The following is a 15,179-nucleotide window of genomic DNA, read 5'->3' on the forward strand; positions in this document are numbered from 1 at the left end:
GATCAGCGCGATCTGTCAGTGAAGAGGGAGGGATTTGAGGATGTTCTCACTCATTCTGTGGATTCTCGCGGTGATTCTGGTCGTCGCCGGAATCATCGGCCTAATCCGTGGCGAGGTCCTCTGGGGCATCTTGCTCATCATCGTCGGGCTGCTCGTCGGCCCCGGCGGAGTCAGCCTGTTCACCTGACGTCGATCCACACCAGGCGGTGGTCGGAGGTCGGGAACGGGAACCTCCCCGTCAGCCGGTAGAGCGGATCCGTCGTCGTCGGCCAGAACACGCCGGCGTCGACGGTCCGCAACCGGTGACGTGACGGCAGCACGTAGTCCACGCGCAGGTTGCCCGGCGCCGTGTCCGCGAAGTCGGCGGTGTCGTAAGCCGGATCACCCTCGTGGGTCAGGTTCGCCCCACCCTGGATCGCACTCGCCTCGGGACCGCCGGCGGACGACGGCCCCGTGGCCTCGATGCGCGGGTGGTCGAGCAACTGGAGGATCGCGTCGTCGACCGAGTCGCCGTCATGCGGATCGGCGTTCTGGTCACCCGCGATCACGAACGGCGTGCCGGGCTTGAGGCCGCCGTACCGTCCCTCGTCGTCGTAGATGTACGCCGAGCTCCTGCGATTGCCGACGTAGTCGGCCCAGAACCGGATCTCGTCGTGGTTGCGGAGGCCGTTGCGGTCCTCGACGCCGTCGAAGGTGGGCGGCGTCGGGTGCGAGACCAGGAAGTGGACGGTGCGCTTGCCGATCCTGATCGGCAGGTCCCAGTGCGACTTCGAGGACAACCGGAAGACCGCCTGCTCCTCCGGTGTGTACCAGTCGGCGGGCGCCGACGTCGCCGGGTCGTCCGGGAGCAGCGCGCCCGGCATGTCCTTCCACAGGAAGTGCTGGAACGTCCGCGCGCGATCCGCGTCGATGGGGTACTTGGAGTAGACGACCATGCCGTACTGACCGGGGAACCAGCCGAACCCGAACGAGTCGTCGCCGTACGCGTTGGTGCCCTGCGGTCCGCCGACCTGCCCGTTGTTGTTGAGGTCGAAGCCACTGGGGATCCCGGTGTTGGAGGGCGCGATGAACGCATAGGGGTACTCGATCGGCTCCGCGCCGTTCTGCCCGATCTCGAGGTAGTTGTCGCGGAACAGGTCGACGGCCTCGGGCGCGTAGTCGAACTCGTTGATGAGCACCACGTCGGGGTCGACCCGCTGGATCGTCTCGGCGACGTTGCGGGCCTGCTGGTTGTCGGGAGTCGACAGGTCGGCCACCAGCTGGCCGGCGGCGTTGCGGTTGAGGGAGGCGTTGAACGTCGCGAACCGGACGGGCTCCTTGGAGCTCTGACCCCGGTCGGAGTCGGCGTTCGCCGACGAGGTCGGCAGAGCCAGAGTGGCGGCAGTCAGAGCCGCGACGGCGGCGGAAGCGATCAGAGCAGGTGTACGGCGCACGGCGACCTCCCGAGCGGGACGATGAAGCGGACCTCCCGACCCTAGGTCGACTTCCGCCGCAGCGCCACGGCACGACCGGTGAAGGTTCGGTGAACCCCAGCGAGGACGATGCGTGCGCTGGTCACGAACGCGCTCGGCGACGTGGCGGCCGGGGTACCAGCATCGGCACCCGGTCGATGACGTCCTGGTACGACGGGCGCCGCTCCAGGCTGCGCGCCTCCATCATGGGGATGCTGGCGCCGAGGAACATCGCGAGCATCGCCGCCGTACCGGCGAGGAGCCACCACCAGTCGCCCGGCGACGCGGCGATCCCGAACAGCGCGAGCGCGAACCAGAAGCTGATCTCGCCGAAGTAGTTGGGGTGCCGGGACCAGCCCCACAGCCCGCGGTCCATCGCCTCGCCCGGCCGGCGGTCCCGGACGAACCGGCGCATCTGCCCGTCGGCGACCAGCTCGAGCGCGACTGCCCCGACACCGACGACCAGGGCGACGCCGTCCAGCCAGCCGAGGTCACGGCCGGGCCGCGCGACCGCGACGTAGACCGGCACCGTGCCCAGGAAGGTCTGGAAGGTCGGGATCAGGTGGATCGCGAAGAAGTCGACCGGCAGCTCGAGCCTGCCGGCGCGGTCGCGCAGCATCGGGTAGCGCCAGTCCTCGTGGTGCAACCCCGGGAAGCCGGTCACCCAGTTGGCGGTCAGCCGGACTGCCCACAGGAAGACGACGCCGAGCACCAGCAGGGTCCGTACGTCGTCGCCGGCGCCGTCGCTCGCGATCAGCCAGTAGACCGCCAGGTACGGCGGCAGCACGCTCCAGTAGGGGTCGTAGAAGCTCGAGTTGTGGTGCCACCGGCTCGCCGCGAAGACCACGACGGTGGCGATGACGTCGGCGACGAGCGCGTCGAGCCAGAGCCGTCCGGTGTCGGGCCCCCAGGTCAGCCAGGCGGTCGCGGCACCGAACGCCAGGAGGTAGGCCACGGTGACGCGCGTCATCGACTCGGCCTTGCCCACCCGAGGAGGGTAGTGGAACGTGTTCTAGTTTTTCGACGTTCTCGCGCTCGCCTGACCGGCCGCCCACGTGACCAGGTCGCGCGCCGGACCTTCTGGCGGGTGGGCGCCGCCCCGCCACACCGCGTGGAGGCGACGGGTGAGGTCGAGGCCGGCGACGTTGATCCGGACCAGCCGGCCGGTCGTGAGGTCGTCCTTGATCGCGTGCGCTCCGAGGGCGGCGGGACCGGCGCCGGCCGCGACCGCGGACCGGACGGCCGCGGTGCTCGACAGCTCGAGGGCGGGCGGTGCTGTCGGCAGCCCTTCGAGCGCCCGCTCGAGGACGGTGCGGGTGCCGGAGCCGGGCTCTCGTACGACGAGCGGTGTCGCGGCCAGCGTCGTGGCGGTGACCCGGCGGCTGGACCGTGCGGCCCACGCGTGCCCCGGCCCGACGACCACGACGAGGGTGTCGGTCCCGACCAGCCGGTGGCGCAGGTCCTCGGGTGCGTCGGGTCCCTCGACGAACCCCAGGTCGACCTCACCGGCTGTCACGAGTGCGGCCACCCGCTGGCTGTTGGTCGCCGTCATGGTGACCTCGGTCGGCGTCCGCCCGAGCTGCGCCTGCCGGGCGCGAAGGGCCACCAGCCAGCCGGGGAGGAGGTGCTCCGCGATCGTGAGGCTCGCGGCGACGCTGAGCCGGCCACGCCGATCGGCCCGTAGCGCGGCGATCCCGGCGTCGAGCTGCTCGGCCGCCTCGAGGACCCCGGTCGACCACTGCACGAGCAGCTCACCGGTCGGAGTCAGTGCCGACCCGCGCCGCGACCGGTCCAGCAGCGGCGCGCCGATCAGCGACTCCATGGTGCGCACGCGCGACGAAGCGGCCTGCTGGGTGATGCCGAGCTCGGCGGCGGCCGCGCTCAGGCTCCCGGTGTGGGACACGACGACGAGCAGCTCGAGCGCGCGCAGCTCCGGCACGTGGGATCCCAACACAGGTCACAAGGCTACGTTGTGACGCCACAACCACAACCTCGTTCTGTGATGCGAGATTCGTCTCCAGAATCGAGGACATGACCCCCACCTCTCCGACCAAGCTGCGCGTTGCGATCGTCGGCGGCGGCCCGGCCGGCATCTACGCCGCCGACATCCTGACCAAGGCCGACGTCGACGTCTCGGTCGACATCCTCGAGCGGCTGCCCGCGCCGTTCGGACTGGTCCGTTACGGGGTCGCACCCGACCACCCGCGGATCAAGGAGATCGTCAAGGCGCTCCAGCGGGTGCTCGCCAAGCCTGACGTGCGGCTGCTCGGCAACGTCGAGTACGGAGTCGACGTCAAGCTCGAGGACCTGCGCGCCTACTACGACGCCGTCGTCATCGCCACCGGAGCGAGGGCCGACCGCGACCTCGGTATCCCCGGCGAGGAGCACTCCCACGGCGCCGCCGACTTCGTCTCCTGGTACGACGCCCACCCCGATGTCCCGCAGAGCTGGCCGCTGGACGCCCCGTCGGTCGCCGTGGTCGGCGTCGGCAACGTGGCGCTCGACGTGGCCAGGGTGCTGGCCAAGACCGCCGACGAGATGCTGACCACCGACATCCCTGCCCACGTGTACGAGGGCCTCAGGGCGAAGACCACCACCGACGTCCACGTGTTCGCCCGGCGCGGTCCGGCGTACGCGAAGTTCTCCCCGATGGAGCTGCGCGAGCTCAACCACTCCCCCAAGGTCGAGGTGATCGTCCACCCCGAGGGCTTCGACGTGGACGACCACGGGATGGAGCACATCGGCAGGCACAAGGCGCAGAAGATGGTGCTCGACACCCTCGCCAACTGGGTCGGCCGCGACCCGGTCGGCAAGCCGCACCGGATCCACCTGCACTTCGCGGAGGCGCCGACCGAGATCCTCGGCGGCGCGGGCGGAGCGACCACGCTGCGCACCGAGCGCACCCGCCCGGTGGGTGACGGCACTGTGGAAGGCACGGGGCAGGTCACCAACTGGGACGTCCAGGCGGTCTACCGCGCCGTCGGCTACCGCAGCACGGCGCTGCCCGGACTGCCGTTCGACGACCGTGCCGCCGTGGTCCCCAACGACGGCGGCCGGGTGCTCGACCTCGACGGCGACCCGGTCGCCGGCACCTACGTCACCGGATGGATCAAGCGCGGGCCGGTCGGTCTGATCGGCCACACCAAGAGCGACGCGGCGGAGACGATCGGCAACCTGCTCGCCGACGCCGCGGCGGCCGGGCCGACCGCCGTGCTCCGCGAGCCGGGCGACGTCGACGCCTACTTCGCCGAGCGCCACGTCGACGTCGCGACGTTCGACCACTGGGAGCGTCTGGACCAGCACGAGGTCGCGCTCGGCGTGGCGGAGGGTCGGGAGCGGGTCAAGGTCGGCGACCGGGCCGGGATGCTGCGGGCCGGTCGGGTCAGCTGAGGACCAGCTCGCGGTCGAGACGGGCGTCGGCCGCCGCCGTCCGCATCCTCGGCAGCGCCCCCGGGTGCTGGGCGTGGACCCACGCGAGCAGCTGCTCGCGCAGGTCGCACTTGAGGTCCCACGCCGACGACGCGTCGGCAGCGGAGGCGGTGATCCGGACCACCATCGCCAGCTCGGTGACGTCCGTCACCTGCAGGACCCACTCGCGTTGGTCCCACAGCGGGTTGGCCTCGACCAGCTCCCGGGTCTTCCTGCGCAGCTCGCCCACCGGTGCCGACGGGTCGAGGTAGAGCTCGAGGGCCGCGATGACCCGGGACTCGGACCGGGTCCAGTTCTCGAACGGGGTGGTGGTGAAGTACGTCGCCGGCAGCACCAGGCGCCGCTCGTCCCAGAGGTGGACGACGACGTAGGTCAGGGTGAGCTCCTCGATCCGTCCCCACTGCCCCTCGACGACCACGATGTCGTCGTACCGCAGCGCGTCGGTGAAGACGAGCTGCAGCCCGGCGAACACGTTGCTGAGCGTGGTCTGGGCGGCGAGACCGGCAACGACACCGACGAGTCCGGCCGACGCCAGCACCGAGGCGCCGTACGTCCGCATCGGGTCGAAGGTCATCAGCGCGGCGGCGGCGCCGACGATGGTCACGACGACCGCGGTGAGCCGGCGGATGATGCCCATCTGGGTGCGCACCCGGCGCGCCCGGCGGTTGTCCCGGACGTCGACCTTCACGCGGTGCATGACGCTGTCCTCGACGAGGAAGGCGGTCGTCGCGGCCAGCCAGGACACGGCGCCGATGGTGGCGATGACGAGGGCGTGCCGGACGGGTTGCTCGACGTCGGCCGGGAGGCCGGCGGGCCCGATGGCGATCAGCTCGCTCACGGTCACCAGCGTCGCCAGCCACGCCCGGTGACACCGGTCGTGCACGCGTCTCAGGAAGGGGCGGCGGGCGAGCCGGGCGACGACGGCGATCGCGCGGCCGCTCAGCCAGGCGACGGCGACGGCGCCGAAAAAGGTCCCGGCGAGGACGAGGGTCGGGCGTTCGGTGAGGAGGTGGAGCATGGCTCCTTCGGGGGTCGGGCAGGACGGTCAACCTCTATCCGTACCCGACCGATGCCCGCGAACACAGGCCGCTCGAGGTGAGACGAGTCACCCGAGGGTGACCCGCGACGGTCAGGCGACCGTGAGCGTCACCTCGACGTTGCCGCGGGTGGCGTTGGAGTAGGGGCACACCTCGTGGGCCTGCTCCACCAGCTTCTCTGCTTCGACACGATCGAGGGCCGGAAGCGCGATCTCGAGCTGGACAGCAAGGCCGAAGCCGCCGACGCCGTTCGCACCGATCGAGACGTCCGCCACGACCTCGGAGTCGGTGACGTCCAGCTTCGCCTTGCCGGCGACCAGCTGCAGCGCCGAGTGGAAGCACGCCGCGTACCCGGCGGCGAACAGCTGCTCGGGGTTCGTCGCGCCGCCGGCGCCGCCCAGCTCGCGGGGGACGCGGACGTCGGTGTCGATGAAGCCGTCCGGAGACTGGACGTGACCGTTGCGGCCCTCGCCAGTGGCGACCGCGGTTGCTGTGTAGAAGATATCCATGTGCACGACTATATTGTGTGCAATCTATTTGTGCAAGTTACACTGGACCCATGGCCTCGCACCCGCAGCTCGCCCTCAGCAGCCAGCTCTGCCTGCCGCTCTACGCTGCGGCGCGCGGGGTCACCCGCCGCTATGCCGAGCTGCTGGCCGAGATCGGGCTGACCTATCCCCAGTACCTGACCATGCTCGCGTTGTGGGATGCCGGGACGCCGCTGACCGTGGGCGACATCGGCGCGCGGCTCCGGCTCGACTCCGGCACGCTGACACCGGTCCTGAAGCGGCTCGAGAGCGCCGGCTACGTGGCGCGACACCGCGACGACGCCGACGAGAGGCGGGTGCTCGTGGACGTGACTCCTGACGGCGACCGCCTGCGGGAGCGGGTCGCCGACGTGCCCGAGCGTGCCTGGAGGGGCACCGGCCTCGGCGCCTCGGACGCTCAGCAGCTCCGCCGGCTCCTCGACCAGCTGCTCGACGGTCTGGACGCCAGCGCGGCGACCTGAGCAGTCCCGGACCCGCTCATCCGCCGGCGAGGCTGTCCCAGGCTTCCACCATGGCCGGTCCGTACCAGGTGAGGAGACGTCCGGACACCAGGCGGGTCGAGGTCCGGACGAACGCCTCCGGTCCGTCGTCGACCGTGAACTCGTACGGCTCGTCGGGCAGCAGCACGAGGTCGATGTCGCCGCGGTCGACGTCAGCGAGCTCGACCTGCGGGTAGCGGGCGTCGCTGTCGGCGAACGCGTTCTCCCAGCCGAGCCGCCGCAGCAGGTCGCCGGTGTACGTGCGTGCACCGACGACCATCCACGGGTCTCGCCAGATGGCTGCGGCGACACGGCGGCGTACGTCGGGCATCGGACCGCCCCAGAGCGCGCGGGCCCGGCCCAGCCACTCCGGCCGCGGCCAGCCGAGGCCCTCGTCGTACAGACGGTCGAGCGAGTCCAGCGCCTGGGGCACGCTCTCGATGTCGGTCACCCACACCCGCACGCCCGCATCGCGCAGTCGCCGCACGTCGAGCTCGCGGTTCTCCTCCTTGTTCGCGACGACGAGGTCGGGCTCCAGTGCCCGGATCGCGCGAAGATCCGGGTTCTTCGTGCCGCGGACACGGGGGACGTCGAGATCAGCGGGGTGCGTGCACCAGTCGGTCGCGCCGACCAGTGCTTCCCTCCGGTCGGCGGCGAGCGCCTCGGTGATCGACGGCACGAGCGACACCACCCGCGTCGCTGGCCGCGGCCCGTCGTACGGCGCGCCGAGGTCGTCCGCCCTCCCCCGGGCCGGATCTACTCCCACTCGATGGTGCCCGGCGGCTTCGAGGTGATGTCGACGGTGACGCGGTTGATCTCGCGGACCTCGTTGGTGATCCGGGTCGAGATCCGCTCGAGCACGTCGTACGGCACCCGTGCCCAGTCGGCCGTCATCGCGTCCTCGGACGTGACCGGCCGCAGCACGACGGGGTGGCCGTAGGTGCGGCCGTCGCCCTGGACGCCGACGGAGCGCACGTCGGCGAGGAGCACGACGGGGAACTGCCAGATGTCGCGATCGAGGCCGGCCGCGGTGAGCTCCGCCCGTGCGATCGCGTCGGCCTCGCGGAGGATGTCGAGCCGCTCGCGGGTGACCTCGCCGATGATGCGGATGCCGAGGCCGGGGCCGGGGAACGGATGCCGCCAGACGAGCTCGGGCGGGAGGCCGAGCTGCTCGCCGACCAGCCGCACCTCGTCCTTGAACAGCGTGCGCAGCGGCTCGACCAGCTCGAACTCGAGGTCGTCGGGAAGGCCGCCGACGTTGTGGTGGGACTTGATGTTGGAGGTGCCCGTGCCGCCGCCGGACTCGACCACGTCGGGGTAGAGCGTGCCCTGGACGAGGAACTTCACCGTGCTGCCCGCGGGCGAGCTCTTGATGATGTCCACCTCGGCCGCCTCGAACGTGCGGATGAACTCGCGGCCGATGATCTTGCGTTTGGTCTCAGGGTCGCTGACCCCGGCGAGCGCCTCGAGGAACTGCTTCTCCGCGTCTACGACGACCAGCTTGGTGCCGGTCGCGGCCACGAAGTCGCGCTCGATCTGCTCGGTCTCGCCCTTCCGCATCAGGCCGTGGTCGACGTAGACGCAGGTGAGCCGGTCGCCGATCGCCTTCTGCACGATCGCGGCCGCCACAGCCGAGTCGACGCCCCCGGACAGGCCACAGATCGCCCGGCCGTCGGTGCCGATCTGGGCGCGGATCCGCTCGATCTGCTCCTCGGCGATGTTGCCGATGGTCCAGGTCTGGCGGCAGCCGGCGATGTCCCAGAGGAAGTGCTCGAGGACCTTCTGGCCGTGCTCGGTGTGCAGCACCTCGGGGTGCCACTGGACCCCGGCCAGGCCGCGGTCGACGTTCTCGAACGCCGCGACCGGCGTGCCCGCGGTCGACGCGAGCACCTCGAAGCCGTCGGGCGCGGCGGTCACCGAGTCGCCGTGCGACATCCAGACGTTGTGCTCGGTCGGGACACCTCCGAGCAGGGTGCCGGCGTGGCCGACGTGGACCCGGGTCCGGCCGTACTCCCGCGCGCCGGTCTCGGCGACCGTGCCGCCCAGCCCCTGCGCCATCAGCTGGAAGCCGTAGCACATGCCGAAGACCGCCGTACCCGCCTCGAAGATCGCCGGGTCGAGCCCGGGCGCACCCTCCGCGTAGACCGAGGACGGCCCGCCGGACAGGATGATCGCCTTCGGCCCCATCGCCATCATCTCGGCCACCGGCATCGAGTGCGGCACGATCTCGGAGTAGACCCGCGCCTCCCGCACCCGCCGCGCGATCAGCTGGGCGTACTGCGCCCCGAAGTCGACCACCAGGACCAGGTCGTGCTGTTGCGAGGGATCAGGCGCCGTCATGACCGGATCCTATCGACCGGCGCGGGCTGGTCCGGCACGGCGTTCCTGTCGTGCTCGACGCGGGTTGCCCGGTCTCGATACGGCCGTCGCTGGTGCTCGCAGGCTCGCACCAGCGGGCCTACTCGACCTCCCGTCCTGGGTCTCCGGCTTCGCAGGCTCAGCCGGAGGGACGTGAAAAAGCACCAGGGCCCGACCGGGGAGGGAGGGTGGTCGGGCCCTGATCGTCCAAACAACTGCTGGACAGTGCCTGGACCGAGCCCGGACTTTCGGGAGGGAGCGTGAATCTCCGGGCTCGTTCGATCAACGACGGCATTCGGGGCGGGTTACGCCCGTTCACGACCCCATCTGAAGGAGTTTCGAACGAATATTCGTGCTCAGGAGACGCCGACGATGGGCAGCCGGAGCGCTCCGGGGGCCTCGTCGGGCACGACGGGCTGCTTCGGGGCCACCGGCTGGATGCGTCGGTACGACGCGCCGGCGGCCGGTCGGGTGTCGACCTCGCCCTTGTTGGGCCAGAAGGCCATCGCCCGCTCGGCCTGCGCCGTGATGGTGAGCGAGGGGTTCACCCCCAGGTTGGCCGAGATGGTCGACCCGTCCGCGATGTGCAGGCCCTCGTAGCCGTAGACGCGGTGGAAGGGGTCCACCACACCGGACTCGGGGCTGTCGCCGATGGTGCAGCCACCGATGAAGTGCGCGGTCAGCGGCCTGTTGAACGGCTCGCCGATCGTCCCGCCGGCCTTGCCGTCCATCACCGCCGCCATCCGGCGGACCGCCTCGTTGGCGACCGGGATCCAGGTCGGGTTGGGCTCGCCGTGACCCTGCCGCGACGTCAGGAACCAGCCGAACGGCGTCCGTAGCGGCCTGGTGGTGATCGAGTTGTCGACCGTCTGCATCACCAGCGCGATGACGACGCGCTCCGACCAGTGCTTGACGTCGTAGAGGTCGAGGACGTTGCGCTTCTCCTTCCACAGCTCCTTCAACCAGGTCTGCCAGCGCGGCAGCGGACCGCCGCCGTCGGTGAGCACGGTCTGCATGAGCGCCATCGCGTTGGAGCCCTTGCCGTAGCGCACCGGCTCGATGTGGGTGACGTCGTCAGGGTGCCACGACGAGGTGATCGCGATGCCGGTGCTGAAGTCCGCCGGCGCGCCCTTCGGTGCGATCGCTCCGAGCAGCGACTCCGAGTTGGTGCGGGTGAGCACGCCGAGCCGGTCGGAGATCCTCGGCAGGTCTCCCGTCGACTTGAGCTTGTGCAGCAGCTTCTGGGTCCCGAGGGCAGCCGCTGCGAAGATCACGTGCTCCGCGGTGAACGTCTTGATGGCCGACCGGCGCGACAGCTTCGCCTTCGTCCATCGCGCGTCGACGCGGTAGCCGCCCGCCTCGAGCGGCCGCACCCGCGTCACCGTGGTCAGCGGGTGGACCACGGCGCCGTTCTGCTCGGCGAGGTAGAGGTAGTTCTTGACCAGGGTGTTCTTGGCGTTGTGGCGGCAGCCGGTCATGCACTCGCCGCAGTCCAGGCACGTGTTCCGCTGCGGGCCGGCGCCTCCGAAGTACGGGTCACCGACCTGCGCGCCCGGCTCCTGGCCGGGCCCGCCGAAGAAGACGCCGACCGGGGTCGGGTGAAACGTGTCGCCCGCACCCATGTCGTCGGCGACCTGCTTCATCACCAGGTCGGAAGGCGTCACCTTGGGGTACTCGACGACCCCGAGCATCCGCTTGGCCTGGTCGTAGTAGGGCTCCAGCTCGGACTTCCAGTCCGTGATGTGCGACCACGCAGGGTCGCGGTAGAACGCGTCGAGCGGCTCGTAGAGCGTGTTGGCGTAGACGAGGGAGCCGCCCCCGACGCCGGCACCGGCCAGGATCATGCAGTCGCGGACGGCGTCGATCCGCTGGATGCCGTAGCAGCCGGCAGCGGGCGCGAAGAGGTAGCGCTTGAGGTCCCAGGAGCTTGCGGCGAAGTCCTTGTCGTCGAACCGCGCGCCCGCCTCGAGCACGGCGACCCGGTAGCCCTTCTCCGTCAGCCGGAGAGCGGAGACTGACCCGCCGAATCCGGAGCCGATGATGAGAACGTCGTAGTCGAACGCCTCCGCCATCCTCAGGCCCTGCCCAGCTTGTTGAGCAGGCGCAGCCCGAGAGTCTGGACCTTCGCGTGCCGCTCGGCGCTGAGACCGAACTGCGGGGAGAGGCGGAGCACCCGCTGCGTGCCGACCGACTGGGTCTCGGTGTAGCGGTGGATGCCCTCGACACCCTGCCGGCGGCCCATGCCCGACGCGCGCATGCCGCCCATCGGAGCCGCGACGCTGCCGAAGGTGGCTCCGAACGCCTCGTTGATGTTGACCGTGCCGCACTTGACCTGGCGGGCGATGGCGCGCGCACGCTCGCCGTCGCGGCTGTAGATGGCGGCGTTGAGGCCGTACTCACCGTCGTTGGCCCGCGCGACCGCGTCGGACTCGTCGTGGAACCGGTAGAGGGAGACCACCGGTCCGAACGTCTCGTCGCCGAAGCAGGCCATCTCGGGCGTGACCCCCTCGAGGATGGTCGGCTCGAAGAAGTACGGCGCCAGGTCAGGGCGCGGCGAGCCCCCGGTGAGAGCGCGCGCGCCCTTGCCCACCGCGTCGTCGACGTGGTTGGTCACCGTCTCCAGCTGCTCGGCGGTGATGAGCGGCCCCATGTCGACCTCCCAGTCGAGGGAGGCGCCCAGCGACATCGCTTCGGTGCGGGCGACGAAGCGCTCGACGAACCGGTCGTACACCTGGTCGGCGACGAAGATCCGCTCGGCGGAGACGCAGAGCTGACCGGCGTTGGAGAAGCTCGCCCGGACCGCGCCCTCGGCCGCCTTCTCGACGTCGGCGTCGCGGAGCACGAGGAGTGGGTTCTTGCCGCCCAGCTCCAGGGAGCACCCGATGAGCCGCTCGGCGCACTGCTGGGCGATGAGCTTGCCGGTGGCGGTGGAGCCGGTGAAGCAGATGTAGTCGGAACGTTCGATCATCGGCCCGCCGAGCTCGCGGCCCGGCCCGGCGACGACCTGCCAGAGGTCCCGCGGGAAGCCGGCCTCGTCCAGCAGCTTGACCGCGACCAGGGCGGTCAGCATCGTCTGCGCGTCCGGCTTGGCCACGACCGCGTTGCCGGCCATCAGCGCGGGGATCCCGTCGGAGATCGCCATCGTCAGCGGGTAGTTCCAGGGCGAGATGATCCCGACGACGCCCTTCGGCACGTGGTTGACGTCGATGCGGGTGAACACCGGGAACAGGCCACCCCTGCGCTCGGTCGCCAGGTGCTGGGCGCCGGTCCGCGCGTAGTAGCGGGCGGTGAGCGCGGTGTGGGCCACCTCGTCGAACGCGTGCTTGCGTGCCTTGCCGTTCTCGAGCGTGATGATGTCGAGCAGCTCCGGCATCCGGTCGAGCAGCAGGTCGTGCAGGCGCAGCAGCTTGGCGGCGCGTTCCGCGACCGGCGTACGTGCCCAGGCGGCCTGCGCGATGCGGGCCCGTCGGTAGGCCTCGGCCACGTCGTCGGCACTCGACTGCGGGATGTGCGCGAGCGGGGCGCCGTCGAGCGGCGAGGTCACCTGGACGGTCGTGCCGGTGGTCGCGACGACGCGCTCGGTGAGGCTCGCGACGTACTCCGGCTCGAGGACGTACGACGCCCGCGGGTCGTGCTCGGGGTCGTGCGGACCGTCCACGAGGGGCCCGCCGCCGACGCCTTCGGGGTGGCCGGGGTTCGAAGCGTTCATACGACGAGGGTAGTGAGTGCGATCACTCCCGGCTACCGATCGGTAGCCAATGTGCTGCTTTACACATCCAGATCCTGTGTCAAGGCCGGAAGTGCGCGCTCAGGAGCCGTCGCGTCGGACCACGATGGGCGGCCGGACGACGTCGTTCTGCTGGGTGAGCGCGGTCATCAGGTGCGGTGAGCCGTCGGGAAGCAGACCGGACAGCGGGGTCAGCCGCGCCTCCGCGTCGTCGATCTCGACGAGCATCAGGTGCGCCTGCGCGGCCCAGGCCGTCGTGTGGGCCGCGTCGAAGCCCTCCGGGATCTCCTCGCGGACCTTCCCTCCGGCACCGGAGACGACATAGGTGCGACCGTCCACCTCGGAGACCTGGAAGTTGTGCTCGTGCCCCGCCAGGACGAGGCGGACCCCACCTTGCTCGAACAACGGCTCGAGCGCCTCCAGCATCTCCTGGTCGTTCTCGTGCAGCGGTCCCGCGCAGTAGACCGGGTGGTGGGAGAACGGGATCCGCCAGGTCGGATCACCCGAGGCCAGCGCCTGTTCGAGCCAGTCCCGGTGGTCCGGCACCTGGAAGTACCGGTGGTGCTCGGCGTCCTCCTCGTCCTGCGACGTGTCGATGCAGATCAGCTCCAGGTTGCGGCCGTAGCCGAAGCGGTAGAACAGACCGGGACCCACCGAGGCCCGGTCCTGCTGATCGCGGAAGCGCTCGTGGACGTGGAAGTTGTCCTCCATCTGCTCACGGTCGTCGCTGCCCTCGGTGTCGCTCGTGTCGTGGTTGCCGATCGCGGGGAACACCGGGACCCGGGCGATCACGTAGCGGTAGGGCTGGAAGAAGCTGGAGTACCAGTCGTCGTCCTCCCCTCCGCTCTCGTCGTCGACCTGGCCCTGCTCCCCCTGGTAGATGTTGTCGCCGAGCGAGAGCACGAAGCGGACCTCGTGCTCACGCACCAAGGTCGTCAGCAGCTCCGCCACCCGCCGCTGGCGGCGGCTGGACTCGCTGTCGGACCGGATCCCGACGCCGTAGTCGCCCATCGCGACGAACCGCACGCCCGAGGCGTCGGTGTCGGGTGACGGGAACGTGTGGAACCGCAGGTCGTAGCGCCCTCCGGGTTGGAGGTCGTAGCCGCCGGCCGCGGAGGGCATCCAGTCCCACCTCTGCCCGGCTGCCCACTCGCGCCCGTCGACGAGGACCCGGTAGCGGTAGTCGGCGTCGGGCGTCAGGTCCCCGACCCAGGCCCAGGCCTGGGTCGACGTCTCCGCTCGTCCGACTACGTCACCGGTACCGGCCAGCACCTCGACCACGGCGTCACCGAAGGGCTCGGCGCTGTGCCCGATGGACGTACGGCGTCCCACGGCCTCCCGCAGCTCGGAGTCGTCGAGGATGCTCCACCCGCCATGGGCTGCCCGACGGAACCAGAACGCACCCCACGCGATCAGCACCCGGTCGTGGGAGAGGTCGACCAGGTGCACGAACTCCTCGCGACGAAGGCTTCGGTCGCTCGCCCCGCTCTCCCCCATTGCCGCAGCCTAGTCCTCGGGCACTTCCACGATCACCTGCCAGCACGACGTACGGCGTGCGAGCCTTGGCCATGGCCCGACGACCACTCGCTCTGCTCGCCACCGTGCTCGCCGCTCTCCTCGCGCTGCTCGTCACGCCGTTCGCGGCCGCCGAGGACCTGGTGGTCCCGGACGACCGGCGCGACTACTGGCACGACCACCGCGCCGACAGCGGCACTCCCGACCAGCACCGGCCGGACTGGGGCAGACCTGACCTGCGCCGCACCGTCTACCGGCACCGGAGCGAGAAGGTACGCGTCCGGCTCGACATGGCCCGCCTGGCGCGCGGCGATGCGGGCTACTGGGAGGTCGTGGTCCGCTACCGGACCAACGAGGGTCGGACCGGTCAGGCGACGCTGTTCAAGCCGCACGAGGGCCAGGTCGTCGTCGGGTGGACCGGCGACGGGAACTGCTTCATCGACCCGCACCTCGACTACGCCGACGACTACTTCGTGGTCGAGGTCAGCCGCAGCTGCCTCAGCCTGCCGAGGTGGATCAAGTTCAAGTCAGCCACCCGCTGGTGGCCGACCAGTGACGACGTCGCCTACCTGGACGTGTCCGGCTCCGAGGGCTACCGCATGAGCGAGTGGTCGGCACGGGTCAGGCGGGACTGA

Annotated in this window: 14 protein-coding genes; 4 read left to right on the forward strand and 10 right to left on the reverse strand. The window is 70.6% G+C overall.

Annotated features, from left to right (window positions below):
- The first annotated feature begins 40 nt into the window (after window positions 1–40).
- Window positions 41–187, forward strand: a complete 147-nt coding sequence (locus SHK19_RS17255; protein WP_322456338.1) for a GPGG-motif small membrane protein — start codon at window positions 41–43, stop codon at window positions 185–187.
- Here the strand turns inward: SHK19_RS17255 and SHK19_RS17260 are convergent.
- From SHK19_RS17260 to SHK19_RS17270, 3 genes are all read right to left on the reverse strand, one after another.
- On the reverse strand, window positions 180–1,433 hold the full coding sequence (locus SHK19_RS17260) for an endonuclease/exonuclease/phosphatase family protein (RefSeq protein ID WP_322456337.1): 1,254 nt from the start codon (window positions 1,431–1,433) through the stop codon (window positions 180–182). The two genes, SHK19_RS17255 and SHK19_RS17260, sit on opposite strands and share 8 nt — an antisense overlap.
- 121 nt (window positions 1,434–1,554) lie before the next feature.
- A complete protein-coding gene (locus tag SHK19_RS17265; protein WP_322456336.1) occupies window positions 1,555–2,439 on the reverse strand; it encodes a DUF1295 domain-containing protein in 885 nt (294 codons plus the stop codon).
- 24 nt (window positions 2,440–2,463) lie between these two features.
- Window positions 2,464–3,405, reverse strand: coding sequence for a LysR family transcriptional regulator (locus SHK19_RS17270; RefSeq protein WP_322456335.1), 942 nt, complete (start codon window positions 3,403–3,405; stop codon window positions 2,464–2,466).
- Window positions 3,406–3,482: 77 nt separating this feature from the next.
- Between SHK19_RS17270 and SHK19_RS17275 the strand changes: the two genes are divergently transcribed.
- Window positions 3,483–4,841 carry an FAD-dependent oxidoreductase gene (locus SHK19_RS17275; protein WP_322936976.1) on the forward strand — a complete coding sequence of 453 codons (1,359 nt, stop codon included), beginning with the start codon at window positions 3,483–3,485 and terminating at the stop codon, window positions 4,839–4,841.
- Here the strand turns inward: SHK19_RS17275 and SHK19_RS17280 are convergent.
- Both SHK19_RS17280 and SHK19_RS17285 read right to left on the reverse strand, forming a co-directional pair.
- Window positions 4,834–5,898: a mechanosensitive ion channel family protein gene (locus SHK19_RS17280; protein ID WP_322936977.1), complete on the reverse strand. Its 1,065-nt coding sequence runs from the start codon at window positions 5,896–5,898 to the stop codon at window positions 4,834–4,836. The genes SHK19_RS17275 and SHK19_RS17280 overlap by 8 nt on opposite strands.
- 111 nt (window positions 5,899–6,009) lie before the next feature.
- Window positions 6,010–6,426 (reverse strand): organic hydroperoxide resistance protein, encoded by a 417-nt coding sequence (locus SHK19_RS17285; RefSeq protein WP_322456332.1) that lies wholly within the window; start codon window positions 6,424–6,426, stop codon window positions 6,010–6,012.
- A 50-nt stretch (window positions 6,427–6,476) separates the two neighbouring features.
- Between SHK19_RS17285 and SHK19_RS17290 the strand changes: the two genes are divergently transcribed.
- Complete coding sequence (locus SHK19_RS17290) at window positions 6,477–6,926, forward strand: MarR family winged helix-turn-helix transcriptional regulator (protein WP_322936978.1); 450 nt, start codon at window positions 6,477–6,479, stop codon at window positions 6,924–6,926.
- 16 nt (window positions 6,927–6,942) lie between these two features.
- Here the strand turns inward: SHK19_RS17290 and SHK19_RS17295 are convergent, their stop codons facing one another.
- The 5 genes from SHK19_RS17295 to SHK19_RS17315 all read right to left on the reverse strand — a co-directional run bounded on the left by SHK19_RS17295 (window position 6,943) and on the right by SHK19_RS17315 (window position 14,526).
- Window positions 6,943–7,710 carry a helical backbone metal receptor gene (locus SHK19_RS17295; protein WP_322936979.1) on the reverse strand — a complete coding sequence of 256 codons (768 nt, stop codon included), beginning with the start codon at window positions 7,708–7,710 and terminating at the stop codon, window positions 6,943–6,945.
- On the reverse strand, window positions 7,701–9,284 hold the full coding sequence (gene guaA, locus SHK19_RS17300) for a glutamine-hydrolyzing GMP synthase (protein WP_322936980.1): 1,584 nt from the start codon (window positions 9,282–9,284) through the stop codon (window positions 7,701–7,703). The genes SHK19_RS17295 and guaA overlap by 10 nt, the downstream gene beginning before the upstream one ends.
- A gap of 374 nt (window positions 9,285–9,658) precedes the next feature.
- Window positions 9,659–11,374 (reverse strand): GMC family oxidoreductase, encoded by a 1,716-nt coding sequence (locus SHK19_RS17305; RefSeq protein WP_322936981.1) that lies wholly within the window; start codon window positions 11,372–11,374, stop codon window positions 9,659–9,661.
- A gap of 2 nt (window positions 11,375–11,376) precedes the next feature.
- Window positions 11,377–13,011 (reverse strand): succinic semialdehyde dehydrogenase, encoded by a 1,635-nt coding sequence (locus SHK19_RS17310; RefSeq protein WP_322456327.1) that lies wholly within the window; start codon window positions 13,009–13,011, stop codon window positions 11,377–11,379.
- Between the two features lie 99 nt (window positions 13,012–13,110).
- Window positions 13,111–14,526, reverse strand: a complete 1,416-nt coding sequence (locus SHK19_RS17315; protein ID WP_322456326.1) for a metallophosphoesterase — start codon at window positions 14,524–14,526, stop codon at window positions 13,111–13,113.
- A gap of 71 nt (window positions 14,527–14,597) precedes the next feature.
- Here SHK19_RS17315 and SHK19_RS17320 point away from each other — a divergent pair, with 71 nt between their 5' ends.
- The gene (locus tag SHK19_RS17320) at window positions 14,598–15,179 is read left to right on the forward strand and encodes a hypothetical protein (RefSeq protein ID WP_322456325.1); all 582 of its coding nucleotides are present in this window, start codon (window positions 14,598–14,600) and stop codon (window positions 15,177–15,179) included.

The organism is Nocardioides bizhenqiangii (assembly GCF_034661235.1).
Classification (GTDB): domain Bacteria; phylum Actinomycetota; class Actinomycetes; order Propionibacteriales; family Nocardioidaceae; genus Nocardioides; species Nocardioides bizhenqiangii.